Source organism: Arthrobacter sp. ZBG10 (genome assembly GCF_001238605.1).
Taxonomy (GTDB): domain Bacteria; phylum Actinomycetota; class Actinomycetes; order Actinomycetales; family Micrococcaceae; genus Arthrobacter.
Window position 1 is genome coordinate 46,670 of the sequence record NZ_LFQH01000005.1, and the last position, 25,114, is coordinate 71,783.

Sequence of the window (25,114 nt, forward strand, 5' to 3'; positions counted from 1 at the left end):
CGGGTTTCCGGGCGTTCCGGAATTTCGAGTCGGAACGTGAATCCCAGTGACCGCAGGTGACATCAGCGGACCTGGGAGGGCATATTTATGACGGCTGCAGGGCCATTGCCGGACGCATTGGCTCATCCTGCGACACCCGGGGAAACGCAGCTTTGGGCCCCTGCCGGCTGCCCCCTACCGTGGCCCCATGACCGTTCACGAATCAGTCCTCGACGCCATCGGCGGCACACCGCTGCTCCGCCTCCGCAGGCTCGGCGCCGGCCTCAGCCCGCGGATCTACGCGAAGCTCGAGTTCCAGAACATCGGCGGCAGCGTCAAGGACCGGGCAGCGTTGTCGATGGTCAGGGCTGCCGAAACTGCCGGACACCTGCGGCCGGGAGGCACAGTGGTGGAGGGGACCAGCGGCAACACCGGCATCGGGCTGAGCCTGGTGGCGGCGCAACTGGGCTACCGGTCGGTGATTTTCGCACCGACGGCCACGGCGGCGGAAAAGATCAGCCTGCTCCGGGCATACGGTGCCGAGGTCCACCTGGTGGCTGATTTTGTGCCGCGCGGACACCCGGACCACCTGGCCAGCCGCGCCGCGGACTTCGCTGCCGCCACCCCGGGAGCCTGGTTGGCGCAGCAGTACGACAATCCTGCCAACCCGGCAGCGCACCGGGAATCCACCGGGCCGGAAATCTGGGCGGACACCAAAGGCACTGTTACCCATTTGGTGTCCAGCGTGGGAACCGGCGGCACACTGTCCGGAACGGGTGGACACCTCAAGGAGGCCAGCAGCGGCCGGATCCGGGTGGTGGCCGCGGATCCGGAGCACTCCCGCTACGCCGGTGGCGACGGCGCCCTCAAGTATGTGGAAGGTGCCGGCCACGCGCTGCACCCGGATTCCACGGAAGACATCTGGCCCGAAGCGTTTGATACTTCGGTGGTGGACCAGTACGTTCGGGTCAGCGACCGGGAAGCCATCTTCACCGCCCGCCGCGCCGCCCGGGAGGAAGGGCTCCTGACGGGGGCAACCGGCGGCCTGGCCCTGGCCGCAGCGCTCCGGCTGGCCGGGACCCTCGATGCGGATGACACCGTCGTGGTGGTCCTGCCCGATTCCGGCCGGAACTACCTTTCGACCTGCTTCGACGACGGCTGGCTCACCCGGCTGGGCTTCCTTGAACCACCGGACCCGGCAGGAACGGTCCGGAGCCTTCTGGCGGGCCGCGAACCGGCCGGCGTGCCCATCCTCCCGGCCTCGCTGACAGCTGGCGAAGCCATCGCGGCGGCAGCGGCACTGGGCCTGGAACCCACGGCGCCGGTGTTCCTGGCCCTGGACCGGGGAACCCGGCACGGCACAGTGCATCCCCGCGAGGTCCGTGCCGTGGTCACGCCGGAGTCCCTCCGGCAACTGGCCGCCGGCTCCGGCAGCCCGGAAGACGCCGCCTTGGCTGGAGTGGCGTACCAGGCTCTGGGTGCCGGGGAGCCGGCGCCGGGGCGCCGGCCGGACGCAGCGCCGGGTTTCCTCGCGGTCCTGGTGGATGGCCGGATCGCCGCCGCGGCGCCGTGGCCGGCTTGAAGTCAAGCCAGGCCAGGTCTCGTCAGCTTGTCCGCAAAGCCCAGGCTTTAGGTCCCTGAGCTGCGGACAAGCTTAGGAACTGCGCTGGATGCGTCCTTGAGCCGGTAATGGAACACCATGCCGTTTTCGTCCTCGTGCCGGGCACTGATCCCCGCCACGACCAGGGCGGGGGCTGCCACAGCGTCCGCCCAGGCGTGCGCCTCATCCCAGAACACATCCAGGGGCCACCGCTGGTAGTCCAGCAGCAGCGAAACGGACAGGGTCAGCACGGGCGGACCGGCCGCCGGTTTGGTTCCGAAACCCACAATGGTGACGGATGAACCCTCCGTCAGGAGGGCGGGCCTGCGCTGCAGCGCCGTAACGGCACTCTCCAGGCCGCCGCTGTACATGTCCTCCCGGGCCAGGGCGGCAAGCTGGGACCGGAAGGTTGCCAGTTCGCCGCCGCACAGCCTGGTGATCCGGTGGGTGAGGGTGCCGGCCATCCGGTCTCCTTGTTCATTGCGGGGCCGACGGCGGCCCGGGGCCTTTTCCAACCAGCCAACCACCGGGCAGGAGGCTTTCCAACACGGACGCAACCCGCCGACGCGCGGCGCAACAGATGTCCTCCCGTTTCCTTGGATGACAAGGCGCGACGCCCCGTTGCGGCCCGGGATGACCACGGGCTGCCGGCATGCTTAGCCTGTCGGTCAGGGAACCCGCGCAGCCGGTGCGGGGCCGGCCGAACACGAGAGGGCGCCACCATGACCGCCACCGCCACCACGTCCACTGAGCCGCTGATCGTCAGGCGGGCCCGCGAATCCGAGTACGCAGCGGTGGGTGAGCTGACCTACCGCGGGTTCGGCCACCACCTGCCGGCGGCGGACCAGCCGGACAGCGAGCGCCTGACCCTGCTGGTGGATGCGGAGGCACGCGCAGATGCGGGCACCCTGCTGGTCGCCGAGGACGTGCGGACGGGAAAGCTGGTGGGCACCATCACGGTACTGCTGCACGGATCACCGCTGGCCCGACAGGCTGAACCAGGGGAGGCGGAGGTTCGACTGCTGGCGGTCCTGCCGGAGGCACGGCGCCAGGGTCTGGGCCGGCTCCTGCTGGAACACTCGGTGCAGCTCGCAGCCCGGAACGGCGCCCGCGGCGTGGTCCTGGACACCGGCGTGGACAACCTGGGCTCCCAGGAGCTCTACCGGCAGTTCGGCTTCATCCGCCGGCCGGACCGGGAAAAGCCCCGGCCCGCGCCCAAGGTGCAACTGGTGGTCTACACGCTGGACCTGGCCGGCTGACCGCACCTGGCTACAGGACGGGCAGTACTTCCAGCCCACCCAGGTACTTCTGCAGCGCCTTGGGGACGTTGACGGAGCCGTCCGGGTTCTGGTGGTGCTCCAGGATGGCCACGATCCAGCGGGTGGTGGCCAGGGTTCCGTTCAGGGTGGCGACAGCCCTGGTGCCCTTGGCCACGCCGGCGTCGTTGACGGTGCGTTCGCGGATGTTGAGGCGGCGGGCCTGGAACGTGGTGCAGTTCGAGGTGGAGGTGAGCTCCCGGTAGGCGCCCTGGGTGGGAACCCAGGCCTCGCAGTCGAATTTCCGGGCCGCGGACATGCCCAGGTCACCGGCTGCGGTGTCGATGACGCGGTAGGGCAGCTCGCACTTGGCCAGCATCTCCTCTTCCCAGGCCAGCAGCCGCAGGTGCTCGGCAGCGGCTTCCTCAACGGTGGTGTAGATAAACATCTCCACCTTGTTGAACTGGTGCACCCGGATGATGCCGCGGGTGTCCTTGCCGTGCGAGCCCGCCTCACGGCGGTAGCAGGAACTCTGCCCGGCGAACCGGATGGGCCCGGCGCTGAAGTCAAGGATTTCGTCCGCGTGGTAGCCGGCCAGGGCCACCTCGGAGGTGCCCACAAGGTAAAGGTCGTCTTCGGCGAGACGGTAGATCTCGGCGTCGTGCTTGACGTCGAAGCCGGTGCCCTGCATGGTTTCGGGGCGCACCAGGGTGGGCGTGATCATAGGGACAAAACCGGCGTCGATGGCCTGTTCCATGGCCATCTGCAGCAGTGCCATTTCCAGCCGGGCGCCCACGCCGCGGAGGAAGTAGAACCTGGAGCCGGACACTTTGGCGCCGCGCTCCATGTCGATGGCGCCAATCAGCTCGCCGATTTCCAGATGGTCGCGGGGTTCGAAGCCGGCGAATTCCCGCGGCTCGCCCACTGTCTTGACCACCACGAAGTCGTCCTCGCCGCCTTCGGGGACGCCGTCTTCAATAACGTTGGGGACGGCGCGGAGCAGTTCCTCCTGCTTGGCCTGCGCGGCGTCGGCTTCCGCCGAGGCTGCCTTGACCGAGTTGGCCAGCTCGCGGACCTCGGCAAGCAGCGCCTGCTTTTCCTCACCCTTGGCCTGCGCCACCTTCTTGCCGAACACGTTCTGCTCGGCGCGGAGGTTTTCGTAGCGGATCAGCGCAGCCCTGCGGTCCGAATCCGCGGCGATGATCGCGTCCACCACTGATTCGTCGGCGCCGCGGGCGCGCTGGCTGGCACGGAACTTGTCCGGGTTTTCGCTGAGGTCTTTTACGTCGATCACTCCCCAAGGGTATCCAATCCAACGCACGACGGCGGGCAGCCGGGGCGGGCGCGCGGGTGCGGCGCCCGCCGGGCTACTGTTGAAGCACCATGAGCGACTGGATCCTGTACCTTCTGAGCGCGGCGGCGCTGGCCTTCGCCGTCTCCAGCTGGTGGGGGGTGCGGCGGCTCAAGGCCCTGCACATCCGCAGCGCCGTGGGCGGCGACGCGCACGAGTCCGGGCTGGCCCGGCAGCGCGTGGCAGTGATCCTGAACCCCATCAAAGCCCGCGCCGGCGAGGCCAGGGCCACCATCCAGCGCGCCTGCCTGTCCGCCGGCTGGGACGAGCCGGTGTTCTTCGAGACCACCGCCGAGGATCCGGGGTATTCCCAGGTGAAGGCGGCCCTGGCCGGCAGCCCGGACGTGGTCCTGGTGGGCGGCGGCGACGGCACCGTGCGGGTTGCCGCCGAATCGCTGGCGCACAGCGGCGTGGCCATGGGCCTGATCCCGCTGGGAACCGGCAACCTCCTGGCCCGGAACGTGGACCTTGATGTCCACGACCTGCACAGCAACGTCCACACGGCCCTGTTTGGCCGGCAACGCTACATCGATACCGCCCGGATGGGGATCGAGAACTCACGGACCGGGCATTCCTCGGAGCACGTGTTCCTGGTGATTGCCGGAATCGGCGTGGACGCCGAAGTCCTGGCCGACACCAACGACGGCCTCAAAAAAGCGGTGGGCTGGCTGGCGTACACGGAAGCAGGGGTGCGCCACCTGCCGGGCCGGCGCAAGAAGGTTTCCATATCACTGGACGGCAACCCGGAACAGGTCCGGAACATCCGCAGCGTGCTGTTCGCCAACTGCGGCCTGGTTCCCGGCGGCATCGACTTCATCCCGCAGGCCATGATCGACGACGGGATGCTGGACGTGGTGGTGATGAGCCCCCGCAGCGCCCTGGGCTGGCTGCTGATGTACCTGAAAGTCATCTTCAAGCACAGCGGCAAGCTGCCCATCATGACTGTGTACCGGTCCGGCCGGATCGTCATTAAATGCCCCGAGCCCATGCCCACGCAACTGGATGGGGACACGTCCGGGCTTGCCACCCGACTCACTGTCCAGGTCAAACCGCAGTCCCTGCTGGTCCGGGTGAAAGGGCCCGCGGCGGGGCACTGAACCGGCACCTGCCGGAATGCGGCGGACCTGCAACGTGCGGGCGTCAGTCCCCTGCGGCCTGTGCGGCGGCTTTCGCGGCAGCCCTGGCCTCGGACTGCTCACGGATCATCGCCTGTTCCTCTTCAAAGCGCAGGCGGTCGGCGCGGTCGGCATCGTCTCCGTCCCAGTCCTGGTTGTCGGCTGCAGGCTTGGGGTTCACAATCATTCCCTGGCCGTCATCGGTGCTGTTCGCAGTCATGACCCGCTCCCTTCATTCGGGGCCATTCCCCGGTGGATCAAGCAAGCTTACGCACGGCCGGGGCCCTAAGGAAGTACTCGGAACGGTATTCACCTACGCTGTGGGCGAAGTGGTGGAACCGCTTTCCGGTCCTGTTGATGCCGGTTGGAGAATGCCTTGGACCCAGGCCTGCGCAGCGCCGAAGGCGTGATCGGACGTGTGCGGCTCCACCACCGCAGCCTGTCCGTCGGCCCGGGGGTAGGAGCCCAGGAACCGGGTGGCGGGGCTGATGCGGTGCAGCCCGGCCAACGCATCCGCCATGCGGGCGTCGGCGGCGTGCCCGTCCGCGTCGATGCTGAAAAAGTAGTGCCCAAGGTACTGTCCGGTGGGCCTGGATTCGATCCGGCTCAGGTTCACGCCCCGGGTGGCGAACTGGTCCAGGATCTCCATCAAGGCACCCGGCCGGTCCGCGGGCAGCGGCACCACCACGGTGGTTTTGTCGGCGCCTGACGGGGGCGGCAGGGCGCCGGGCCTGCCCACCAGGATAAAGCGGGTCACGGCCGCGGGATTATCGCCGATGTCAGTGGCGAGCACCTCGAGGCCGGGCTGTGCCTGCGCCACCAGCGGTGAGCAGATGGCAGCGTGGTAGGGGCAGTCTGCCACCAGCAGACCGACGGCGGCTGCTGCCGTTGAGGATGCCGGGACATATTCTGCCTCCGGAATATTCCCCTCCAGCCAGCCACGGCACTGCGCCCAGGCGTGGCCGTGGGTGGCCACGCTGCGGATGCCCGCCATTGGTGTGCCGGAACGGACGGCCAGCACAAAGCTGATGGGCACCAGGACTTCACGGAGGATGCGAAGTTCCGCACCGCCGGCGATCGCGTCCAGGGTTGCGGTGACGCCGCCCTCGACGGAGTTTTCGATGGGCACCATGGCCGCGTCCGCCGTGCCCCGGCGGACCAGGTCCAGGGCAGCGTTGACGTTCGAAGCGGGGATCCGGGTGGCCCCGGCCGCATCCGGCACCTGCAGGAGGGCCGCTTCGGTGAACGTCCCCTCAGGTCCCAGGAACGTGTACGTGACGGGTGGCGGCATGGTGAAGCCCTTCGGCTGGTGGTTGGTTGCTGCCCGGACGCGGGCCGGAGGGCCGGGGGCTCAGAGCACCAGCGGCTTGAGCCCGTTGTCCGAGACCAGGGGCTTGCCGGCCTCCAGCCACTGGTCCATGCCGCCGGAAACGTTCAAGGCGGAGTAGCCCTGTCCGGTCAGCCACTGGGCCGCCCGGAAGGAACGACCGCCGGTACGGCAGATGACGTAGAGATCCTCATCAGGGTCCAGTTCATCGAGGCGCGCGGGTAGCTGGTCCAGCGGAATGTGGCGGGCGCCGTCGGCGTGCCCGGCCACCCACTCGTAGTCTTCCCGGACGTCAAGGATTGCGGCGCCGGCGGGGACGTCATGGACGGGGACGGTGTCAAAGTCGCTCATTGGAAGTCCTGTCGTGGCAGATCGGAAGACACCATTAAGCCTAGTGCTTCCGGCGTCCGCCGGCCCCGTTGCCGGCCGCGATACGCTACGTGAAACGCTTGGAGGATGCCATCACTGCAGTTCAGCCCGCCGGACCCGCCTTCTTCCGCGCCGCAAACAAGCCCGGGCAGCAGGACCCAGGCAACCGTGGCTGAGCTGCACGAGCTGGGGGCCGTGGAACTGCGGGACCTGCTGCGCCGGGGTGCCGTCTCCGCGGGCGAGGCCGCGGCGCACTTCCTGGCCCGCATCGCTGACCGGAACCCGCTGCTGGGTTCATTTGTGACCGTCACCGGAGAGCAGGCCATGGCCGGCGCCCGGGAGGCCGACGCGCTCCATTCCCGCTCCAGCGCCGGGGACCTTCCGCTGCTCCACGGGATGCCGGTTGCGTTCAAGGACCTCACGGATGTGGCAGGTGTGGTGACCACCCACGGCAGCGCCGCCGTGGACCACAAACCGGCCCCGGCGGACGGGCAGCTGGTGGCCGTCCTCAAGGCCGCGGGCGTGGTGTCCCTGGGCAAAACGCAGGTTCCGGAGTTCGGACTGACGGCGTACAGCGAAAACCGGATCGCGCCGCCGTCGCGTAATCCGCACGCTCCCAGCAGGAGTTCCGGCGGTTCCTCCGGCGGCAGCGCAGCGGCTGTTGCCGCGGGCCTGCTTCCGGTGGCACCCGGGACGGACGGCGGCGGATCCGTCCGGATTCCCGCTGCTGCCTGCGGGTTGGTGGGACTGAAGCCGGGACGCGGCGCCATGCCGGCCGCGGAATCCCAGGGCGATCCCGCCCGGCTGGTGGTGCCGGGCCCGCTGGCAAGGAGCGCCGCGGACGCCGCGCTCCTGATGGACGCCATGGTGCCCGGGGCGGGCTACCTGGCAGCACTGGGCCCGGACCCGCGGAAGCTGAGGATCGGCCTGACACTGGAGTCCCCGTGGGCCGGAACGTTCCCGTTCACCGTGGAGCAGGAGGCGCTGGACGCGCTCCACACCGGGGTGGAGCTGCTGGCCCGGGCCGGGCATGTGGTGGCCGAAGCCCCGGTCCGGTACGACAACCGCTACCCGGACGCCTTCACCACCACCTGGACCGCAGGGGTGGGCAGCGCCCGGATCAGCCCCACCAGGGAGGCGCTGCTGGCCCCGCTGACCAGGACCTTCCGGCGGCGGGCCCAGCAGCGGAGCCCTGCCAAGCTGCAGGAAGCGCTGGCGTTCCTGCGCAGGTTCGAACATGACACGGTGACCCAGTACGCCCAGTGGGACCTGATGCTGATGCCTGCACTTGCCCAGACACCCCGCCCGGTGGGCTGGTTCACGGGAACAGTCCACGGCGGCGACAGGTGGCCTGCGGCGCAGTGGCCCGGGGATGCCGACGGGGATTACCGGAAGCAATGCGAGTACGCGCCATGGTCCTCCATGGTGAACGTGTGCGGCCTGCCCGCCATCACCATTCCCGTGCACTGGACGGGCGGGGCACCCGGGCAGGGGCTGCCCATGGGCATCCAGCTGGTGGGGCCGGCCGGCTCAGAGTCGTTGCTGCTGCAGGTGGCGCATCAGATCGGATTCTGAAAGCCCGTGGCGGGATCCGGCAGCCCGCCAACTCCGCCCTAACATGTGGAGAGCCGGTGGGAGCCTTCCCGGAGCAGTTGTTCCCGGCAGCCCCGCCAACTAAGGTTGCACCATAAGCATGCTTATTAGTTAAGGGGAGCAACATGAGTTCTGGACAGTACACCCCCGGCACGGACGGCCAGCCGGATCCCGCCGGGCAGGTGCCGGCGGTTCCGGACCATGAGCCCGCAGCACCCGCGACCGAACCCCAGGCGGGCACCGCGGAGACCCGGAAGCAGGACTCCCGCAGGCAGGAGCCCCGGCAGCCAGCGACCCGGCCGGCGGAGGAGCCCAAGGTGACCCGCGCCGGCGTGGTGTGGGCCGCCGTCGTGGCCTCCCTGGTCCTGCTGATCCTCCTGATCATCTTTATCCTGCAGAACCAGGACCAGGTCCTGGTCCGGTACTTCGGCCTGGAGGGTCAGCTGCCACTGGGCATGGCCCTGTTCATCGCCAGCGTCACGGGCGGCGTGCTGGTGGCCGCGGCCGGCGGGGTCCGGATCCTGCAGCTCCGCGCCACGGCGCACCGGACCAGGGCCGCGAACCGCCGCTGAGGCGGGCCGCAGCGCGGGCCCGGGCGGTAAGCTCCGGGCCCGCCTGCCCGGCGCAGGCCTGGAAGCGGCGGGAGCCTAGAAGGCGCCCAGGTTCCGGTACTTTTCCGCCCGGGACGCCACCAGCGACGCAACCGGCGCCCCGGCCAGGTTTCCCAGCTCGTACTCGATGGCCCGGGCCATCCGTTCGCAGAATCCGGCGGGCTCCAGCGAAGCGTCGCCGCGCTCGTCAACAATGTGGTCCACCAGGCCGTTGGCGTACAGCGATGCCACGTTTACACCCTGTGCCTGTGCCATGGCCGGAGCGTGGGCGGTGGTGCGATGCACAATAGCGCTGGCGCCCTCTGGCGGCAGCGGCGACAGCCAGCTGTGCTGCGCCGCGATGGTCCGGTCTGCGGGCAGCAGGGCGAGCGCCCCACCGCCGGCACCCTGCCCCAGCAACACCGAGACGGACGGTGATTCCAGTCCGATCAATTCGTGCAGTGAGCGGGCAATCTCCCCCGCCAGGCCGCCCTCTTCGGCTTCCCTGGACAGATCCGCGCCCGCAGTGTCAATGACGGTCAGCAGGGGCAGCCGGAGTTCTTCGGCGAGCTTCATGCCCCGCCGGGCCTCCCGCAGCGAGCCTGGGCCCATGCCGGCGGCGTCCTTCCGCAGCGGCCGGGCGTGGCCCAGCACAATGCAGGACTGGCTGCCGAACCGGGCCAGCGCCAGGAGCAGCCCGGGATCCTTTTCCCCCTGGCCGGTACCGTTGAGGGGCAGCGCATCGCTGGCGCCGTACTTAAGGAGCTGGCGGAGGTCCGGCCGCCGCGGTTTCCGGGAGATACCGATGGAGGTCCAGGCGTCGACAGTTGACGGCCGGACGGCAAGGGTTTCCGGCGGAGCCGGTTTGGCAGCCGGGCCGGACCCCTCCGGGCCCACACCGGTACCCGGCGCTGCGGCCAGGATGTCCAGGGCCCGTGCCACCAGGTTCGCCAGCTGTCCGGGCGCCACCACACCGTCGATAAGGCCCTTGCTGAACAGGTTCTCCGCCGTTTGCACGTTGTCCGGAAACGCCTCCCCGTACAGCGCCTCGTAGACGCGCGGGCCGAGGAAGCCCAGGAGGGCGCCGGGTTCCGCCACGTTGATGTGGCCCAGCGAGCCCCACGAGGCCATCACCCCGCCGGTGGTGGGGTGCCGCAGGTAGACCAGGTACGGCAGGCCTGCCTGCCGGTGGGCGCGGACGGCGCCGGTGATCTTGACCATGGACAGGAACGCCAGGGTGCCTTCCTGCATCCGCGTTCCGCCCGAAGCGGGACCGGCAAGCAGCGGAAGCCCCTCGGCGGTGGCCCGTTCCACGGCCGCCACGATCCGCTCCGCGGCCGCGTGCCCGATCGACCCCGCAAGGAACGCAAACTCGCTGACGATGACCGCCACGCGGCGGCCCTGGATCAGCCCGGCCCCGGTGAGCACCGACTCGTCGGTGCCGCTGCGGTCGCGGGCCCTGGCCAGGTCGGCGGCGTACCCATCGGACACGGGCGGCTGCTCCGCGGGCGCGTCCCAGGAAACAAACGACCCCGGATCCACCACGGCCGACAGCAGCTCGGCGGCGCCCAGGTGCCGGACCTTCTCCGACGTAGGCATTACTTGGTGCCCGCCGCGGCGGTGAGGCCAAGCCACTCCCGGATCGCGCCGCCGTCGGCGTCCAGCAACGGCGGCGCGCTGTGGCTGGTGATGGTGGTTTCCGCGCTATCGCCTGCGGCGAAGAAGCGCAGCGGCGGGCCGGGAAGGCTGACGGTGCCCAGCAGCGGATGCTCCACGTCCACCACCAGCCCCTGCGACGCCACCTGGTCCCACGCGTAGACCTCATCCAGCGAGCGGACCTTGCCTGCCGGGATCCCGGCGTCGTTCAGTTTCTGCAGCAGTTCCGCAGCGCCATAGGCGGAGAAGGCGCGTTCGACGGCGGCAATCACCCCGGCGCGGTTGCGCACCCTGTCCGCGTTGCTGGCAAAGCCGGCGGCCGCCGGGTCCAGGCCGAAGGCCGCTGTGAACGCCGCCCACAGCTTCTCGCTGCCCACGCTGATCTGAACGCTGCCGTCCTTGCAGGCGAACAGGCCGTAGGGGGCGATGGAGGGATGGTGGTTGCCCTGCGCCTGCGGCACCTCGCCCGCCACGGTGGTCCGGGTGCCCTGGAAGGCGTGGACCCCGATCAGCGAAGCCAGCAGCGAGGTGCGCACCACCTGCCCCTTGCCGGTCCGGCCCCGTTCGACCAGGGCCGCGAGGACCCCGGACGCCCCGTTCATGCCGGCCAGGAGGTCGGCGATGGGGACACCCACGCGCTGGGGGTCGTCCGGGCCGGAGCCGGTGAGCGACATCAGGCCGGCTTCGCCCTGCAGGATCTGGTCGTAGCCGCTGCGCTGGGACTCAGGGCCGTCGTGGCCGAACCCGGTGATGGACAGGATGATGAGCCGCGGGTTGAGCTCATGCATGGCACCGGTGGAGAAGCCCAGCCGGTCCATCACACCGGGGCGGAAGTTCTCGATCACCACGTCGGCGCGTTCCAGCAGGCCGCGGAGCACCGCCTGGCCGTCACCGCTCTTGAGGTCCAGGCTGATGGATTCCTTGTTGCGGTTGCAGGACATGAAGTAGGTGGACTGGAGATCGTCCTCGGGTCCCACGAAAGGCGGGCCCCAGCCGCGGGTGTCATCGCCCGTGCCCGGGTTTTCCACCTTGATCACGCGGGCACCCAGATCCGCCAGCATCATGCCGGCGTGCGGCCCGGCCAGGGCGCGGCTCAGGTCGATCACCGTGTGGCCGGCCAGGGGTCCTTGGGTGCTGTCAGCTCTGCTCATGTGCGGTGTTCCTTTTCTGATGCGGGGTGGCGGGGAGCGGTGGTGGCTAGAGCCAGCCGGGGACCACCAGGGCCAGCCATGCCAGGACTGGGCCTGCGACGATGACGATGCCGCTGTAGCCGAGGATCTGTTTGTAGAACCTGTCCTTGTCCAGGCCTTCCGGTGCGTTGGCCAGGACCAGGGCGCCGTTGGTGGAGAACGGCGAGACGTCCACAATCGTGGACGCAACCGCGAGGGCGCAGATGACGCCGACAGCGCCGATGTCGCCGGAGGACAGGAACGGGACGGCCAGCGGGATCAGTGCGGCCAGGATGGCGGTGGAGGAAGCGAAGGCGGAGACCACGGCGCCGATGTAGCAGATGAGGAGTGCGGCCAGGAGCGGCAGGCCCATCCCCGCGACGCCGCCGGAGACAAACTCGATGGTGCCGGCTTCCTCCAGCACACCCACGAAGGTGAGCATGCCGCAGATGAGCAGCACGGTGGACCAGCTGATCTTGTTGATCGCGCCCTTCTGGGCGGCCGGGGACACCAGTGCCAGCACAATCGCGATGGTGATGGACACAAAGCCCACGTCCACCTTGAAGCCCAGCGCGATGACCGCAAGCGCGATCAGGCCGGCGATGGTCACCAGCTGCGGGAGGCGCTGCGAACGTTCCCGGGTGGCTGCCACGCCGTCGCCGGCGGGGTCGCGGGGACCGTACATGCCGGAGCCGAAGCCCTTGAAGGCCACGTCACTGCCGGCCTTCGCGCCGACGCTGACGGACATCCGGGCCTCCGCTGCCTGCTCCACAAAGTGGCCCACGCGGGAGGACAGCAGGGCCTTCCCGCCCAGGACGATGAAGAGGATCACGGCGATCACGAGGTTGAAGCCCAGGCTGGAGAGGAACAGCGCCGTGGGGCTGAAGTCCAGGTCCGTTTTGGCCAGGATGCCGTTGACGGTGACGCCATACACGGCAATGGGCGAGAAGCCGCCTGCCTGGGCGCCGTGGATCACCATCATGCCCATCAGCAGGGGGCTGATCTTGTATTTTCCGGCGAAGCTGAGCGCGATCGGCGCGATGATGGCGACGGCGGCGGGAGACAGCGCGCCCACGGAGGTGATCACGGCGGTGATGGCAAACATCACCCAGGGAATGAGCGCCACCCGGCTGCCCACCAGCCGGACGGCACCCCGGACCAACAGGTCGATGGTGCCGTTGTTCTGCGCAATCGCGAAGAGGTAGGTGACCCCGACGATGGTCAGGAAGAGGCCGCCGGGGAAGTTGGCGAGGATGTCGTTGGTGGACATTCCCAGGACAACGCTGCCCAGCAGGAAGGCACCCACAAACGCCAGCGCGCCCATGTTCAGGGGCAGCACGGTGGCGAGCAGGAACATCGCCGCCAGGATGATGATGGACAGGACAGGAGCGGACATCGTTGGTTCTCCATTGCAGAAAATTGTGACGTGGATTACTGGCTCACTGGACTAGCCTCTTAGACAGTGAGTCTATCTGTCAATAGGTTTGCGCTGTATTCTGGGAGACAACGACGACGTAGCGGGGGTTTTGTGGAGAAGTCATCACGGCTGGGACTCGAGCGGGTGGCGCGGCCACGGCTGTACGAGCAGCTGGTGGAGCAGATCCTCGCCTACATCGAATCGGCCAGGCTGGGTCCCGGCGACCTGCTGCCGGCCGAACGCGACCTCGCAGAAAGGCTCGGCGTTTCCCGTGCCACCCTGGCGCAGGCACTCGTGGCCCTCGAGGTGCTGGGGGTCATTGACGTCCAGCACGGCACCGGCGCGGTCCTGGCCCGCCGGCCCAGCGTCGCTTCGGTGATCAAGGGCCTGCGCGAGCACCGCAGCCGGCTGCCGGAGATTGTCGAGGCCCGCAGTACCTTGGAGGTTAAGCTTGCGGCCCTCGCCGCCGTCCGGCGCACGGACGCGGACCTCACCGCCATTGACGCGGCGCTGGAGGTGATGGCGGCGGAAATCGGCGATGGGGACCGCGGCACGCATGGCGACGAGCTGTTCCACCAGGCCGTCACGGGCGCGGCGCATTCCTCGGTGCTGGCGCAGTTGATGGCGTTCATCGCCGAGATGATCCTGGAAACCCGGATGGAGTCCCTGGGCCAGCCTGGCCGGCCGGAGCAGTCCCTGGCCTCACACCGGAAAATTGCCGACGCCATCCGCGCCCAGGATCCTGACGGCGCAGCCGATGCCATGCTGGCCCACATCGAACTTGTCTCGGATGTGGAGCTGCTCCGCTAGCTGCCCGGGCGGGCGCCGTGCGGCACGGAACAGCCCGGATCCTAAGGTTGTCCGCAGATCAGGGCCCTGAAGGTTCGGATCCGCGGACAAGCCTGGAAAGGCAGCAGCAGGTCAGTACCCGTAGGAACTGGAGCTCGCGTACGTGAGCCCGATGATCAACAGCAGCCAGAAGGCGCCGTACCCCAGCAGGCACAAGTAGCCCAGCACCAGGCCGGTTATGGACATGCCCTTGCCGGCCGGTTCGCGCTTCAGCGCCATGTGGCCCGTGATGATGGCGGCGATCTGCGGGATCATCAGCCAGCCCACCAATACCGAGGCGATGCCACACACCATGCTGGCAATGCTTAGCGTCTTGGGCTGGGGGGCCATGCCGTAGTAGCCCTGCGGGGCATATGGGCTGCCGGGCGCACCGAAGGGACTGCCGGGCTGGGCGTACGGTCCCGCGGCGTACTGGTTGCCGTATTGGCCCGTCGGGGCCCGGTTCGAGGCGTACTGGTCGCCGTGGGCCGACCCCTGCGGCGCCTGGTAACCGGCCGGCCCATGGCCCTGGCCATAAAGCGGCGGCGCCTCGTTTGCGCCGTAGGGCGGCACGGGCGGGGCGTCGGAGCCGTACGGCGGCACAAAGGCAGGCGGTTCATAGCCCGACGGCGGGACACCGGGCTGCGCCGGATCGAAGCCTTGGGCGTCGGGCTTGTTGGCAGGCTGGTCGGTCAAGAGGGTCCCCCTAGGATTTCTTTCCAGCCTACCGCCGCGTGCCGGTCAGCGCCCCAAATACGGCAGCAGATATACCGCGAAAACTACAACGACAGCCAGCAGCGCCAGCCGGAGCCCGCTGGTGGTTCCGGGGTGCTGGACCTTGATGCTGCGTCCCTTGCGGGACCGGTTTCCCATTTGCCGGGCGCCGGTCTTACGGCCGGCCTTATTAGCGGGCCTGGCTTTGCCGGCGGTCCCGGAAAGGCTGCCGCCGGCCGGCTGGGCGTTGGCGGCGCTGCCGGGTCCAGGACTGCCGGGTCCGGGGCTGGCGGGCACCGGCCGGGGTCCGCGCGGCGGGAGGCCGCCGGCCGGCCGGACCACGGTGCCTGGCTGAACCGTGCGGAACGCCGTGATCCCGGGCTCCTGTTCGTGGGTGAGTTCCTGCCCGAGCTGGGCGTACAGGCCCACCACCGCCTGCGGGTCGAGGACCGGGGGCAGCGCGTTGATGGCACCGACAACGCGCCCGGCTCCGGCCACGGCCACGTCCGAGTTGGTGACGCCGAAGAGGTCCGGCTGCGCGGCCATGCAGATCATGGGACGCACCAGCCTGCGGTGCTGCGGCGCCAGGACGGACGCCACGGCGGCGCACTGCGCCAGGGCGCCTTCCACCGCCTGGGTCCGCGCGTACCGGCCCTGCCACAGCACCCCGGCAGCAACACGCACCTCACCGGTCCAGTTTTTGGCGTCCACCACCACCACGCCGCCCGGTCCCACCAGGACGTGGTCCAGGTTGGCTTTGGGGCGGCCGGGCCAGTGGACATCGTGCAGCACGTACCAGCCGCGGGGCACCAGTTCGCCGAGCTTATCGGCCACCATGCGCTCCCCCACGGCACCGGCATCCCAGGCTTTGGTGGCCCGCTCGGCGCGGTCCAGTTGGAGCTTCAGCCGGGCCACCCTTTCGGCCGCCAGCCGTGACTGCTCAGCTGCCCCGTCCCCTGCGCCCATGGCCGTCCCTGCTTCCTGGCCGGAGCAACGATGGCGGCAGGCCGGCGTCGTCCGTGGTTGATGTCATCCCTGGATTTTCTTGAAAAGTAGCAGCGGGCCAAGGACCCGGTATATAAGTACTTTCTGACCGGGGTACTCGGTGCCACTACTTGGTTGATGACGCCCCCGCGTCACAGGGGCGCCCAAAAGGGACCGGATTCTGGACGGTTCGTTTTGACTGCCGCCCGCTTCTGGCATGCTGGTCCCATGGCTAGCCGCGCGGGTACAGTTGCCCAACCCCAGGACCTTGTTGACATCACTGCGCTCCTTGACGCGTATTACGACATCACCCCGGACCTGGGGGACCCGGCCCAGAGGGTTGCCTTCGGCACCTCCGGGCACCGCGGCTCCAGCCTCAAGGCGTCGTTCAACGAAAAGCACATCGTCGCGATCACCCAGGCGATCGTGGAGTACCGGGCCGGGCAGGGCATCACCGGCCCGCTGTTCCTGGCCAAGGACACCCACGCACTGAGCGAGCCGGCGCAGAACTCGGCCCTGGAAGTACTGGCAGCCAACGGGGTCCAGGTCCTGGTGGACGCCCGCCACGGCTACACGCCCACCCCCGCCCTCAGCCACGCCATCCTCACCTACAACCGGAAAGCAGCGCCCGGTGCGCCGCAGGCGGATGGCATCGTGGTGACGCCCAGCCATAACCCGCCCGGCGACGGCGGCTTCAAGTACAACCCGCCGCACGGCGGACCCGCCGATTCGGACGCCACCGGCTGGATCGCCAACCGCGCCAACGAATTGCTCGAAGCCGACCTGCGCGGCGTGAAGCGGATCCCCGTCGCGGATGCCCTGGCCGCGGAGAGCACCGGCAAGTTCGACTTTCTCAGCAGCTACGTGGACGACCTGCCGTCCGTGCTGAACCTGGACGCCATCCGTGAGGCGGGCGTGCGGATCGGCGCCGACCCCATGGGCGGGGCGGCTGTTGACTACTGGGGTGAAATCGGCGAGCGGCACCACCTGGACCTCACCGTGGTGAACCCCACCGTGGACCCGCAGTGGGCGTTTATGACGCTGGACTGGGACGAGAAGATCAGGATGGACTGCTCATCGCCGTCCGCCATGGCCTCCCTGATCAACCGCATGTCCGACGGCGCCGCCTTCGACATTGCCACGGGCAACGACGCCGACGCGGACCGCCACGGCATCGTCACCCCTGACGGCGGGCTGATGAACCCCAACCACTACCTCGCCGTGGCCATCGACTACCTCTACCGAAACCGCAGCGGCTGGAACCCGGAGTCCGTGGTGGGAAAGACCCTGGTGTCCTCCTCCATCATCGACAGGGTTGCGGGCAGCCTGGGCCGGAAGCTCGTGGAAGTTCCCGTGGGCTTCAAATGGTTTGTTCCCGGCCTGCTCTCCGGCGAGGGCGCCTTCGGCGGCGAGGAATCCGCCGGCGCCTCCTTCAACAAGCTGGACGGCAGTGTGTGGACCACCGACAAGGACGGCATCCTGCTGGCCCTGCTCGCCTCCGAGATCACCGCCGTGACGGGCAAATCACCCTCCCAGCTCTACAAGGGCCTGACGGACCAGTTCGGCGCCCCGGTGTATGCCCGGATCGACGCCGCCGCCACGCGTGAGCAGAAGGCGGCACTGGGCAAGCTGTCGTCGTCGGACGTCACCGCGACGGAACTGGCCGGCGAGGCCATCACCGCCAAGCTGACCGAGGCCCCGGGGAACGGCGCTTCCATCGGCGGCCTCAAGGTGGTCACCGAGAACGCGTGGTTCGCGGCCCGCCCATCCGGAACCGAAGACGTCTACAAGATCTACGCCGAGTCCTTCAAGGGCGAGGAACACCTCAAGCAGGTCCAGGCCGAAGCCAAGGCCCTGGTGGACGGCGTCATCGCCTAGCCCGAAACGCCAGATGCTCTATCACTTATGGTTCCCATCCGGCCTGGTTGGGAACCATAAGTGATAGAGCATCACTGGTTTAAGCGGCGTTCCTGACTGCGGGTCAGAGGGTGCGGACAACCTCGTCGTAGGAGAACTTGGGCTTGGCCGCACCATAGGCGTCGGCTCCGGGCTGGCCGATGTTGACCACCAGGAAGCTCTTCTGGTCACCTGCCGGGAAGAATTCGGCATCGATGGCGGCGAAGTTGGCGCCCGTCATGGGACCGGCGGCAAAGCCCAGGGTGCGGACGGCCAGGATGAAGTAGCCGGCCTGCAGGTGCGCGTTGTTGTTGCCCGTGGCGGCGGCCAGGGCGGGATCGGCGTCGTACATGGCCTTGGGGGCGTTGTAGCCGGGCAGGAAGTTGTCCCACTGGCCGGCCCAGTCGGTGTCATAGCTGAGGACGGCAACGAGCGGCGCGGAGGCGGTCTTGGCCTTGTTGCCGTTGGCAAGGGTATCCACCAGCTTGGCGCGGGCCTCGTCGGAGCGGATGTAGGTCACGCGCAGCGGCTGGGAGTTGAAGGCCGTGGGGCCGAACTTGGTCAGCTCGTAGATGGCGCGGGCCTGGTCCTCGGTGACATCCCCCGTGAAGGAGTTGGCGGTGCGGGCCTCGGCGAAAATCGCGTCGACGGCTGCGGAATCGATAACCGCTTCTTCATGGGCAATGGTCATTGGCTTACCTTTCGCTGTACCTCCCCGTTCACGGGGGGGAGACTTGTTGCTTCCTATGGTTGCAACTTCAACTGAAGTTGTCCTCTTCCCGTGACGGCCCGTGACGTTCACCACAGCAGCGCCGCGCGGTAGTCTGTTGCCAGCAAATCCCCGCCCTCCACGGCGCCCTCCCCACCTTTGAAAGGCCCCGCCCCCATGAGCATGCTCGGAACCAAATGGAAGCTGCACGGCACCGGCAAGGCCATCAAACCGGGCCAGGTGGTGGCGCCGGACGAGCGGCTGGCCTGGCCACTGACCATCGGGGTGGGCATGCAGCACGTGGTGGCCATGTTCGGCGCCACCTTCCTGGTTCCGATCATCACGGGCATGCCGCCTGCCACCACCCTGCTTTTCTCCGGCATTGGTACCCTGCTGTTCCTGGTGATCACCCGCGGGAAGGTGCCCAGCTACCTCGGCTCGAGCTTCGCGTTCATCGCACCCATTACGGCGTCGCAGGCGCAGTTCGGTGTGGCCGGCGCCCTGGGCGGCGTGGTTGTGGCCGGTGCGGCGCTGGCCCTGGTGGGGGCCATTGTCCAGAAGTTCGGATCAGGCTGGATCAACCGCCTGATGCCCCCCATTGTCACGGGCGCGATCGTCGCCCTGATTGGCCTCAACCTCGCGCCGGCGGCCAAGGACAACTTCGACAAAGCCCCCATCACCGCGGTGATCACCCTGGCCACCATCATCCTGGTCAGCGTTTTGTTCCGCGGGATCCTGGGCCGGCTCAGCATCCTGGTGGGCGTGGTGGTGGGGTACCTCGTGGCCATGCTCCGCGGTGAGGTCAGCTACGAAAAGATGGACGCCGCAGCCTGGGTGGGGCTGCCCCAGTTCCAGACCCCTGAGTTCCACATCGGCGTCCTGGGCCTTTTTGTCCCCGTGGTCCTGGTGCTGGTGGCAGAAAACATCGGGCACGTGAAGTCCGTGGCGGCCATGACCGGGCAGAACCTCGACGGCGTCTCCGGACGTGCGCTGATGGCCGACGGCGCCGCCACGGTACTGGCCGGCTTCGGCGGCGGATCGGGCACCACCACGTACGCGGAAAACATCGGCGTGATGGCAGCCACCAAGGTCTATTCGACGGCGGCCTACTGGGTGGCGGGCATGTTTGCCATCCTGCTGAGTTTCTCGCCCAAGTTCGGTGAACTCATCGCCACCGTCCCGGCCGGCGTCCTGGGCGGCGCGGCCACCATGCTGTACGGCATGATCGGCATCCTGGGTGTCAAGATCTGGGTGCAGAACAAGGTGAACTTCGCCAACCCGGTGAACCTGACCACCGCGGCCGTGGCCCTGATCATCGGCATCGCCGATTACACCTGGACCATCGGCGACCTGACGTTCACGGGCATCGCCCTGGGGTCGGCTGCGGCGCTGGTGATTTACCACGGCATGAAGGCCATCGCCAAGGCCCGGGGCACCGTGGCGGAACCCGAAATGGAACTGGCCCCCCTTCCGCCCGCGGCGAAGGCCGCCGCCAACGCTGCGGCTAAACGCGCCAGGAAGCGCTAGCTTCCGGAGCCGGCCCCGGTTCCGTTCCGGGCACAGCCTGGGGCCGGATGACTGGGCCTTCCGGCGCCGGGCCTGGAACCACAACGTGCAGGGCATCCCGGAGGTCCAGTTCGTGGCTCAGCGCCTGCGCCTGCAGGATGCGCAGCGCCGCCTCACGGCTGAGGCCGTATTCGTTCATCAGGCCCCGCGCGGCCAGATCCACCAGCACCAGGGAGCTTCGGACCACGGCGATCCCCGCCGCGGACTCCGCCCGGCCGGCCACCTGCGCCACCATCCGGAGGGCGCCCGCCACTTTCCGGGCGTAGCTGGTACTGCGGAGGATGTCATCACTGGTGAAGGTGTAGGGCTCCGGGGAATACAGCGTGATGGCGGCGCTGCCGGCCCCCTCGGACACGATGGGGACGGCCAGCAGCGACAGGACGCCGTGGCCGGCCGCGGCGCTGGAGTACCCGGGCCAGCGCCTGTCCACTGCCAAATCGGACAGGAGGACGAACTCACCGCTGCCCAGGGCTGCCAGCACCGGCCCGTCAGCGAACGAACACTGTTCCCGGTCGGCGGCCCGGGCCTGCTCACTGCTGGCGGCGAGGGTCCGGGATGACCCCTGCCGGAAGATGGTGGCCGCCCACCCGATGCCACGGTCCGCGGCCCTGATGTCCGTCATGAACCCGCGGGTCATCTCCCCGAGATAGTTCTCCACGTCCTTGCTGTCGAGAACTGGCTCGGGTGGAACTGGAAGCGGTCCCCAGCCGACCTGCCCCGAAGGTTCAGCAGCCATGTTCCAGCCTTGCTCGTGTCCGTTGCGGCCTGCCATGAAGCCTTGTTCAAGGATACGTCGCGGCGGCGCTCCGGCGGGAGGTTTTCAGGCACCCGCAGGCACCAGGTTATGCCTCGGGACGCACCCACCCGGCGGTCATGCCGGGTCCTTGCGGCCGGGTGTGACGGGATGCCGCGGCGCGCGGACGTCCGCGCCTCTGGAGCCGGCTCTACGCTGGCGGCGGATGCGCCGCGAGAGGGTGCCGGCACGGGAAAGGCCTCCGTCCAGCCTTGGGGAAGGATGAACGGAGGCCTCCGGAACAGGGGTGCCTGCTCAGCCGGCGGCGAAGTCCTCGCCGTCGTCGTCCTTCGGGGACTTTTCCTGCGGAAGATCGTTGCCGCTGCCATCCGGGACGCCGGCCGCCTCCTGCCCCGGCTCCGAAGAGACAGGCGCGGACCCCTTGGAGTCATCATTGGTTTCGTCGATCTCCGCCGCAGCGGACGGCAGGTCCATGTCGCGTGCCACGGGCGTGTCGCCGTCGGCCTGGGACTCGTTGGTGGCGGCGTCGCCCTGATGCTGGGCGCTGCCGGCCGTTTCCTGTTCGGCCGTCGGCGTACCGTAGCCTCCCGGGTCCTTCTCGGGCTCTGCGTGCTGGTTGTCCTGTGCCATGGTTCCTCCTGGTTGCTGGTGTGGAGCGGGGTTTTGCTGGTGTGGAGCGGGGGTTGGTTGGCCGTCAGAGGCCTTTGCCGCCGGTCACGGGCAGCACCGCGCCGGAGATGTATGACCCGTCCTCGGACGCCAGCAGCACGTAGGCTGCCGCGAGTTCTGCGGGCTGGCCGGCCCTTTCGAGGGGCGTGTCCTGGCCGAAGGACGGAAGCTTGTCCGGCCATTCGGTGGCGGGGATGAGGGGCGTCCAGATGGGACCGGGCGCCACCGCGTTGACCCGGATTCCCTTGGGCCCGAGCTCCTGGGCCAGCGCCTTGGTGAACGCCACCTGTGCTGCCTTGGTCATGGCGTAATCGATCAGCGCTGGGGAAGGATTGAAGGCCTGGATGGAGGCCGTGGTGATGATGGCGGATCCGGCCTTCAGGTGCGGTACCGCGGCCCGGGCGGTCCACAGCAGGGAGTAGAGGTTGGTCTTGAACACCCGGTCGAATTCCTCGGTGGGCAGCGTCGCCAGGCTTTCCCGGTTTTTCTGGTAGGCGGCGTTAAGGACCACCACGTCCAGCCGGCCGAACTCCGCAGCCGTTTCGTCGGCAATACGCGTGCTGAACTCCTCCTCCCGGCCGTCTCCGGCGAAGAGGAGGGCCCGCTGGCCCGCCTTCCGGATCCAGGCCGCGGTGTCCTGCGCGTCGTCCTCCTCCTCGGGAAGGTAGGAGATGGCAACGTCGGCACCTTCGCGGGCGAACGCGATGGCCGTGGCCTTGCCGATCCCGGAATCGCCGCCGGTGATGAGGGCGGCCTTGCCCTGGAGCTTGCCGTGCCCCTCGTAGCTGAGTTCGCCGTGGTCCGGGGTGGGGTCCATGGGGGCCGTGAGGCCGGGCTGCTTTTGTTCCTGTTCCGGGAACGGGCCCGCGTGGTAACCGCCCCGGGGGTCTGTGGGCTGGGTGGTCTGCTTGTTCGTTCCGCTCATGGTCCGCCTGCCTGTGTCGGGTTTCGAAGAGCTTCGCCGGGTACCTGTCTTTCGAAGCTATCCCGGCCGGCGGACCGAAGTCCACCGTTTCCGTGCGAATAATCAGCAAACTTATCAAATATTGTTTCCGGACGCAGCAGCCTTGTTTCTCTGTAGCGGAGGAGTAGAAATGGATCAGCACCGATGCACGGCAGAAGGAGGCGGCGTGTCCGCAGTGGAGGACTACACTGGCCCGACCGGGAGGAATGAAACCCGGGAGGAGCAGCTGGACCGGAACTGGGCCGAACTCCTGCAGGAACTGCGGGTCCTGCAGACCGGCGTGCAGATCCTTGCGGGCTTCCTCCTGACCCTGCCTTTCCAGGAGCGGTTTGGGGATTTGGACCGGTTCCAGGTCACCCTCTACCTGGTCAATGTGGTGGTTGCCGCGCTGACCACCGCGTTCATCCTGTCGCCCGTCAGTGTGCACCGGCGGCTCTTCCGCAAGCGGCTGAAGGAAACCCTGGTCTCCAGCGCCGATGCCATCACCAAGATCGCCCTGGCAGGGATCGCCCTGCTGAGCGCCGGAACGGCCGCCCTGGTGTTCGACGTGACCGCAGGCCGGCAGGCGGGGCTGACAGCCGGTGGGGTACTGCTGGCCGTCATGGTGGTGCTCCTGGTCTACGTTCCGCTGCACTTGAACAGGCGTGCCGCCGCTGCAGGCAACGGCGCCAAATGAAGGAGGGCCGAAATATGGGCAGATGGGCCAAGGAGCACGGACTGCTCCTGGCGAACGCCGGACTGTTCCTGGTGTTCTTCGGCGGGATGATCCTTTCCGGCGCCGCATCGTACAGCGACGAGCAGCAGGCACACGGCGAGGCAGCGGTCTCCGTGCTGGAGTTCCTTGGCACCGGGGCGTTTGTGGAGGCCACCTTCGAGAACTGGGAGTCGGAGTTCCTCCAGATGGCCATGTACGTGATCCTGACGGTTTTCCTGTTCCAGAAAGGCTCTTCGGAGTCGAAGCCGATGGGAAAGGCGGCCCCGCAGGACCAGGACCCCCGGGACGCCACCGTGGGTAAATCCACGCCGTGGCCGGTGAAGCGGGGCGGTGCCGCGCTGGTGCTCTACGAGCACTCGCTGTCCATCCTGCTGCTTCTGCTGTTCCTGGCGTCCTTCGCCCTGCACGCCGTGGGCGGCGCAGCAGCCTACAGCGAGGACCAGCTAAGCCACGGCGCGGCGCCGGTCACTGTCCTGCAGTACCTGGCCACCAGCCGGTTCTGGTTCGAGTCCTTCCAGAACTGGCAGAGCGAATTCCTGGCCGTCGCCGTGCTGGTGGGAGCGTCGGTGTACCTCCGGGAAAAGGGGTCCCCGGAGTCCAAGCCCGTTGCCGAACCCCATTACGAGACGGGCTCGTAGCGCTCCCGGCCCGGGAAATCCCCGCCCGGCCCAACCGGGCCCGGCCGGCGCAGCGCCAAGTGCCGGCAGGTCCGCCGGGGGGTCAGGCGCCTTCCAGGACCTGCGTGGTGGCCCGGGTCAGGTACTTTGCGGCGTTTGCGATCGCTTCTTCCGGGCTTCCGGCCACGTCCAGCAGCTGGGCGGCGGCCACCACGCCATGTCCGGCCAGGTCTTCGGGCGTCACCAGGATCCGGCCGGCCACCACAATCACGGGGATGCCGCGGTCGCGTGCGGCATCTGCCAGGGCGATCGGCGCTTTGCCGGTGAGGGACTGTGAGTCCATGGATCCTTCGCCGGTGATCACCAGGTCGGCTGAGCCGAGCTGGTGGGCGAGGCCGGTCAGTCCGGCAACCAGCGCAAAGCCGCCTTCCAACGTGGCGCCGGTGAAGGCCAGGAACGACGCCGGGAAGCCTCCGGCGGCGCCGGCGCCCGGGACGTTCACGTCCCGGCCCGTGGCCTCCCGGAGGATGGACGCCCAGTTGCGGAGCCCGGCGTCGAGCGCTTCGATGGCGTCAGCATCCGCTCCCTTCTGTGGCCCGAAGACGTGTGCTGCGCCGGTGGTGCCGTACAGCGGGTTGCGGACGTCCACGGCGATCCGGAAGGTGGTGGCCGCAAGCCTGGGGTCCAGGCCGGTGCTGTCCAAGGCCACAATGTCCGCCAGCGCGCCACCGCCCAGCGGGACCACATTGCCGGCTGCGTCGAGCGGCTTCAGGCCGAGCGCCCGGAGGGCGCCGCTGCCGCCGTCGGTCATGGCCGAGCCACCCAGGCCCAGCACGATCTCGGTGGCGCCGGCGTCGAGGGCGGCGGCAATCAGCTGGCCGCAGCCGTAGCTGTGGGCACGCAGCGCGTTGGCGGGTGTGGGTTCCATCTCAGCGAGCCCGGAGGCCTGCGCCGTCTCGATCACGGCGGTAACGTGGCCGGCGGCGTCCTTGTGTAGGGCCCAGGCCGCGCCCACCGGGGCAAGGATGGGGCCCACCACGGCGTTGACGCGTTCCTCGTAACCCGCGGCCACTGCCGCTTCCAGGGTGCCCTCGCCGCCGTCGGCGATGGGGAACTGGGTGGCCACCGCGTCAGGGTAGACGCGCAGCGCGCCTTCCGCGATGGCCACTGCCGCTTCGGCAGCGGTCAGGGAACCCTTGAACTTGTCCGGAGCAATCAGAATGCGCATCCGACCATCATGCCAGCCTGCGGCGGGAAAGCGCTTGCCGGGGTCGCG

The 25,114-nt window shown here is 68.6% G+C and carries 25 protein-coding genes; 10 read left to right on the forward strand and 15 right to left on the reverse strand.

The window, feature by feature from the left end; genetic code table 11:
* The first annotated feature begins 187 nt into the window (after window positions 1-187).
* Complete coding sequence (locus tag ACU18_RS01160; protein ID WP_050683699.1) at window positions 188-1,561, forward strand: PLP-dependent cysteine synthase family protein; 1,374 nt, start codon at window positions 188-190, stop codon at window positions 1,559-1,561.
* Between the two features lie 47 nt (window positions 1,562-1,608).
* Here ACU18_RS01160 and ACU18_RS01165 read toward each other — a convergent pair whose 3' ends face one another.
* A complete protein-coding gene (locus tag ACU18_RS01165) occupies window positions 1,609-2,043 on the reverse strand; it encodes a hypothetical protein (RefSeq protein WP_050683700.1) in 435 nt (144 codons plus the stop codon).
* 258 nt (window positions 2,044-2,301) lie between these two features.
* Between ACU18_RS01165 and ACU18_RS01170 the strand changes: the two genes are divergently transcribed.
* On the forward strand, window positions 2,302-2,838 hold the full coding sequence (locus ACU18_RS01170) for a GNAT family N-acetyltransferase (RefSeq protein WP_050683701.1): 537 nt from the start codon (window positions 2,302-2,304) through the stop codon (window positions 2,836-2,838).
* 10 nt (window positions 2,839-2,848) lie between these two features.
* Here ACU18_RS01170 and serS read toward each other — a convergent pair whose 3' ends face one another.
* Window positions 2,849-4,129, reverse strand: a complete 1,281-nt coding sequence (gene serS / locus ACU18_RS01175; RefSeq protein WP_050683702.1) for a serine--tRNA ligase — start codon at window positions 4,127-4,129, stop codon at window positions 2,849-2,851.
* A gap of 89 nt (window positions 4,130-4,218) precedes the next feature.
* On the opposite strand from serS, the gene ACU18_RS01180 reads away from it, so the two are divergent.
* Complete coding sequence (locus ACU18_RS01180) at window positions 4,219-5,283, forward strand: diacylglycerol/lipid kinase family protein (RefSeq protein WP_050683703.1); 1,065 nt, start codon at window positions 4,219-4,221, stop codon at window positions 5,281-5,283.
* Between the two features lie 43 nt (window positions 5,284-5,326).
* Here the strand turns inward: ACU18_RS01180 and ACU18_RS01185 are convergent, their stop codons facing one another.
* The 3 genes from ACU18_RS01185 to ACU18_RS01195 all read right to left on the reverse strand — a co-directional run bounded on the left by ACU18_RS01185 (window position 5,327) and on the right by ACU18_RS01195 (window position 6,979).
* Window positions 5,327-5,521 carry a hypothetical protein gene (locus tag ACU18_RS01185; RefSeq protein ID WP_050683704.1) on the reverse strand — a complete coding sequence of 65 codons (195 nt, stop codon included), beginning with the start codon at window positions 5,519-5,521 and terminating at the stop codon, window positions 5,327-5,329.
* Between the two features lie 93 nt (window positions 5,522-5,614).
* Complete coding sequence (pheA, locus tag ACU18_RS01190) at window positions 5,615-6,592, reverse strand: prephenate dehydratase (protein ID WP_050683705.1); 978 nt, start codon at window positions 6,590-6,592, stop codon at window positions 5,615-5,617.
* 60 nt (window positions 6,593-6,652) lie between these two features.
* Entirely contained in the window at window positions 6,653-6,979 is a 327-nt protein-coding gene (locus tag ACU18_RS01195) for a rhodanese-like domain-containing protein (RefSeq protein ID WP_050683706.1), read from the reverse strand.
* 186 nt (window positions 6,980-7,165) lie between these two features.
* Between ACU18_RS01195 and ACU18_RS01200 the strand changes: the two genes are divergently transcribed.
* Window positions 7,166-8,572: an amidase gene (locus tag ACU18_RS01200; RefSeq protein ID WP_050683707.1), complete on the forward strand. Its 1,407-nt coding sequence runs from the start codon at window positions 7,166-7,168 to the stop codon at window positions 8,570-8,572.
* 143 nt (window positions 8,573-8,715) lie between these two features.
* A complete protein-coding gene (locus ACU18_RS20125) occupies window positions 8,716-9,162 on the forward strand; it encodes a LapA family protein (protein WP_050683708.1) in 447 nt (148 codons plus the stop codon).
* A 75-nt stretch (window positions 9,163-9,237) separates the two neighbouring features.
* Here the strand turns inward: ACU18_RS20125 and ACU18_RS01210 are convergent, their stop codons facing one another.
* From ACU18_RS01210 to ACU18_RS01220, 3 genes are read right to left on the reverse strand one after another with little or no spacing between them, the layout of a single operon-like run.
* Window positions 9,238-10,779 carry a carboxyl transferase domain-containing protein gene (locus tag ACU18_RS01210; RefSeq protein ID WP_050683709.1) on the reverse strand — a complete coding sequence of 514 codons (1,542 nt, stop codon included), beginning with the start codon at window positions 10,777-10,779 and terminating at the stop codon, window positions 9,238-9,240.
* Window positions 10,779-11,987 (reverse strand): CaiB/BaiF CoA transferase family protein, encoded by a 1,209-nt coding sequence (locus tag ACU18_RS01215; protein WP_050683710.1) that lies wholly within the window; start codon window positions 11,985-11,987, stop codon window positions 10,779-10,781. The genes ACU18_RS01210 and ACU18_RS01215 overlap by 1 nt, the downstream gene beginning before the upstream one ends.
* Before the next feature lie 46 nt (window positions 11,988-12,033).
* Window positions 12,034-13,401, reverse strand: coding sequence for an SLC13 family permease (locus tag ACU18_RS01220; protein ID WP_050683711.1), 1,368 nt, complete (start codon window positions 13,399-13,401; stop codon window positions 12,034-12,036).
* 132 nt (window positions 13,402-13,533) lie between these two features.
* On the opposite strand from ACU18_RS01220, the gene ACU18_RS01225 reads away from it, so the two are divergent.
* Window positions 13,534-14,232, forward strand: coding sequence for a FadR/GntR family transcriptional regulator (locus ACU18_RS01225; RefSeq protein WP_050683712.1), 699 nt, complete (start codon window positions 13,534-13,536; stop codon window positions 14,230-14,232).
* 111 nt (window positions 14,233-14,343) lie between these two features.
* Here the strand turns inward: ACU18_RS01225 and ACU18_RS01230 are convergent, their stop codons facing one another.
* The gene (locus ACU18_RS01230) at window positions 14,344-14,946 is read right to left on the reverse strand and encodes a DUF4190 domain-containing protein (protein WP_050683713.1); all 603 of its coding nucleotides are present in this window, start codon (window positions 14,944-14,946) and stop codon (window positions 14,344-14,346) included.
* Window positions 14,947-14,991: 45 nt separating this feature from the next.
* Complete coding sequence (locus ACU18_RS01235) at window positions 14,992-15,930, reverse strand: nuclease-related domain-containing protein (RefSeq protein ID WP_050683714.1); 939 nt, start codon at window positions 15,928-15,930, stop codon at window positions 14,992-14,994.
* Between the two features lie 246 nt (window positions 15,931-16,176).
* Between ACU18_RS01235 and pgm the strand changes: the two genes are divergently transcribed.
* A complete protein-coding gene (gene pgm / locus ACU18_RS01240) occupies window positions 16,177-17,826 on the forward strand; it encodes a phosphoglucomutase (alpha-D-glucose-1,6-bisphosphate-dependent) (RefSeq protein ID WP_050683762.1) in 1,650 nt (549 codons plus the stop codon).
* 103 nt (window positions 17,827-17,929) lie between these two features.
* Here pgm and ACU18_RS01245 read toward each other — a convergent pair whose 3' ends face one another.
* Window positions 17,930-18,535, reverse strand: a complete 606-nt coding sequence (locus tag ACU18_RS01245) for a malonic semialdehyde reductase (RefSeq protein WP_050683715.1) — start codon at window positions 18,533-18,535, stop codon at window positions 17,930-17,932.
* Between the two features lie 195 nt (window positions 18,536-18,730).
* Between ACU18_RS01245 and ACU18_RS01250 the strand changes: the two genes are divergently transcribed.
* Complete coding sequence (locus ACU18_RS01250; protein WP_050683716.1) at window positions 18,731-20,080, forward strand: uracil-xanthine permease family protein; 1,350 nt, start codon at window positions 18,731-18,733, stop codon at window positions 20,078-20,080.
* Here the strand turns inward: ACU18_RS01250 and ACU18_RS01255 are convergent.
* From ACU18_RS01255 to ACU18_RS01265, 3 genes are all read right to left on the reverse strand, one after another.
* Window positions 20,058-20,777, reverse strand: coding sequence for a GAF domain-containing protein (locus tag ACU18_RS01255; protein WP_231685975.1), 720 nt, complete (start codon window positions 20,775-20,777; stop codon window positions 20,058-20,060). The genes ACU18_RS01250 and ACU18_RS01255 overlap by 23 nt on opposite strands.
* Window positions 20,778-21,167: 390 nt before the next feature.
* On the reverse strand, window positions 21,168-21,503 hold the full coding sequence (locus ACU18_RS01260) for a hypothetical protein (RefSeq protein WP_050683717.1): 336 nt from the start codon (window positions 21,501-21,503) through the stop codon (window positions 21,168-21,170).
* Window positions 21,504-21,567: 64 nt separating this feature from the next.
* Entirely contained in the window at window positions 21,568-22,467 is a 900-nt protein-coding gene (locus tag ACU18_RS01265) for an SDR family oxidoreductase (protein ID WP_050683718.1), read from the reverse strand.
* Between the two features lie 205 nt (window positions 22,468-22,672).
* Between ACU18_RS01265 and ACU18_RS01270 the strand changes: the two genes are divergently transcribed.
* Window positions 22,673-23,182, forward strand: coding sequence for a DUF6328 family protein (locus ACU18_RS01270; RefSeq protein ID WP_050683719.1), 510 nt, complete (start codon window positions 22,673-22,675; stop codon window positions 23,180-23,182).
* A gap of 14 nt (window positions 23,183-23,196) precedes the next feature.
* Complete coding sequence (locus ACU18_RS01275; RefSeq protein WP_050683720.1) at window positions 23,197-23,859, forward strand: DUF6766 family protein; 663 nt, start codon at window positions 23,197-23,199, stop codon at window positions 23,857-23,859.
* A gap of 82 nt (window positions 23,860-23,941) precedes the next feature.
* On the opposite strand, the gene ACU18_RS01280 is transcribed toward ACU18_RS01275, so the two are convergent.
* Entirely contained in the window at window positions 23,942-25,066 is a 1,125-nt protein-coding gene (locus tag ACU18_RS01280) for a glycerate kinase (RefSeq protein ID WP_050683721.1), read from the reverse strand.
* Window positions 25,067-25,114 lie beyond the last annotated feature (48 nt).

What these genes read in the sequence shown, in the direction of transcription:
- ACU18_RS01160 (WP_050683699.1), top strand. Translation starts at nt 188, where the DNA reads ATGACCGTTCACGAATCAGTCCTCGACGCCATCGGCGGCACACCGCTG.
- ACU18_RS01165 (WP_050683700.1), bottom strand. Translation starts at nt 2,043, where the DNA reads ATGGCCGGCACCCTCACCCACCGGATCACCAGGCTGTGCGGCGGCGAA.
- ACU18_RS01170 (WP_050683701.1), top strand. Translation starts at nt 2,302, where the DNA reads ATGACCGCCACCGCCACCACGTCCACTGAGCCGCTGATCGTCAGGCGG.
- ACU18_RS01180 (WP_050683703.1), top strand. Translation starts at nt 4,219, where the DNA reads ATGAGCGACTGGATCCTGTACCTTCTGAGCGCGGCGGCGCTGGCCTTC.
- ACU18_RS01185 (WP_050683704.1), bottom strand. Translation starts at nt 5,521, where the DNA reads ATGACTGCGAACAGCACCGATGACGGCCAGGGAATGATTGTGAACCCC.
- pheA (WP_050683705.1), bottom strand. Translation starts at nt 6,592, where the DNA reads ATGCCGCCACCCGTCACGTACACGTTCCTGGGACCTGAGGGGACGTTC.
- ACU18_RS01195 (WP_050683706.1), bottom strand. Translation starts at nt 6,979, where the DNA reads ATGAGCGACTTTGACACCGTCCCCGTCCATGACGTCCCCGCCGGCGCC.
- ACU18_RS20125 (WP_050683708.1), top strand. Translation starts at nt 8,716, where the DNA reads ATGAGTTCTGGACAGTACACCCCCGGCACGGACGGCCAGCCGGATCCC.
- ACU18_RS01210 (WP_050683709.1), bottom strand. Translation starts at nt 10,779, where the DNA reads ATGCCTACGTCGGAGAAGGTCCGGCACCTGGGCGCCGCCGAGCTGCTG.
- ACU18_RS01215 (WP_050683710.1), bottom strand. Translation starts at nt 11,987, where the DNA reads ATGAGCAGAGCTGACAGCACCCAAGGACCCCTGGCCGGCCACACGGTG.
- ACU18_RS01220 (WP_050683711.1), bottom strand. Translation starts at nt 13,401, where the DNA reads ATGTCCGCTCCTGTCCTGTCCATCATCATCCTGGCGGCGATGTTCCTG.
- ACU18_RS01235 (WP_050683714.1), bottom strand. Translation starts at nt 15,930, where the DNA reads ATGGGCGCAGGGGACGGGGCAGCTGAGCAGTCACGGCTGGCGGCCGAA.
- pgm (WP_050683762.1), top strand. Translation starts at nt 16,177, where the DNA reads ATGGCTAGCCGCGCGGGTACAGTTGCCCAACCCCAGGACCTTGTTGAC.
- ACU18_RS01245 (WP_050683715.1), bottom strand. Translation starts at nt 18,535, where the DNA reads ATGACCATTGCCCATGAAGAAGCGGTTATCGATTCCGCAGCCGTCGAC.
- ACU18_RS01250 (WP_050683716.1), top strand. Translation starts at nt 18,731, where the DNA reads ATGAGCATGCTCGGAACCAAATGGAAGCTGCACGGCACCGGCAAGGCC.
- ACU18_RS01260 (WP_050683717.1), bottom strand. Translation starts at nt 21,503, where the DNA reads ATGGCACAGGACAACCAGCACGCAGAGCCCGAGAAGGACCCGGGAGGC.
- ACU18_RS01265 (WP_050683718.1), bottom strand. Translation starts at nt 22,467, where the DNA reads ATGAGCGGAACGAACAAGCAGACCACCCAGCCCACAGACCCCCGGGGC.
- ACU18_RS01275 (WP_050683720.1), top strand. Translation starts at nt 23,197, where the DNA reads ATGGGCAGATGGGCCAAGGAGCACGGACTGCTCCTGGCGAACGCCGGA.
- ACU18_RS01280 (WP_050683721.1), bottom strand. Translation starts at nt 25,066, where the DNA reads ATGCGCATTCTGATTGCTCCGGACAAGTTCAAGGGTTCCCTGACCGCT.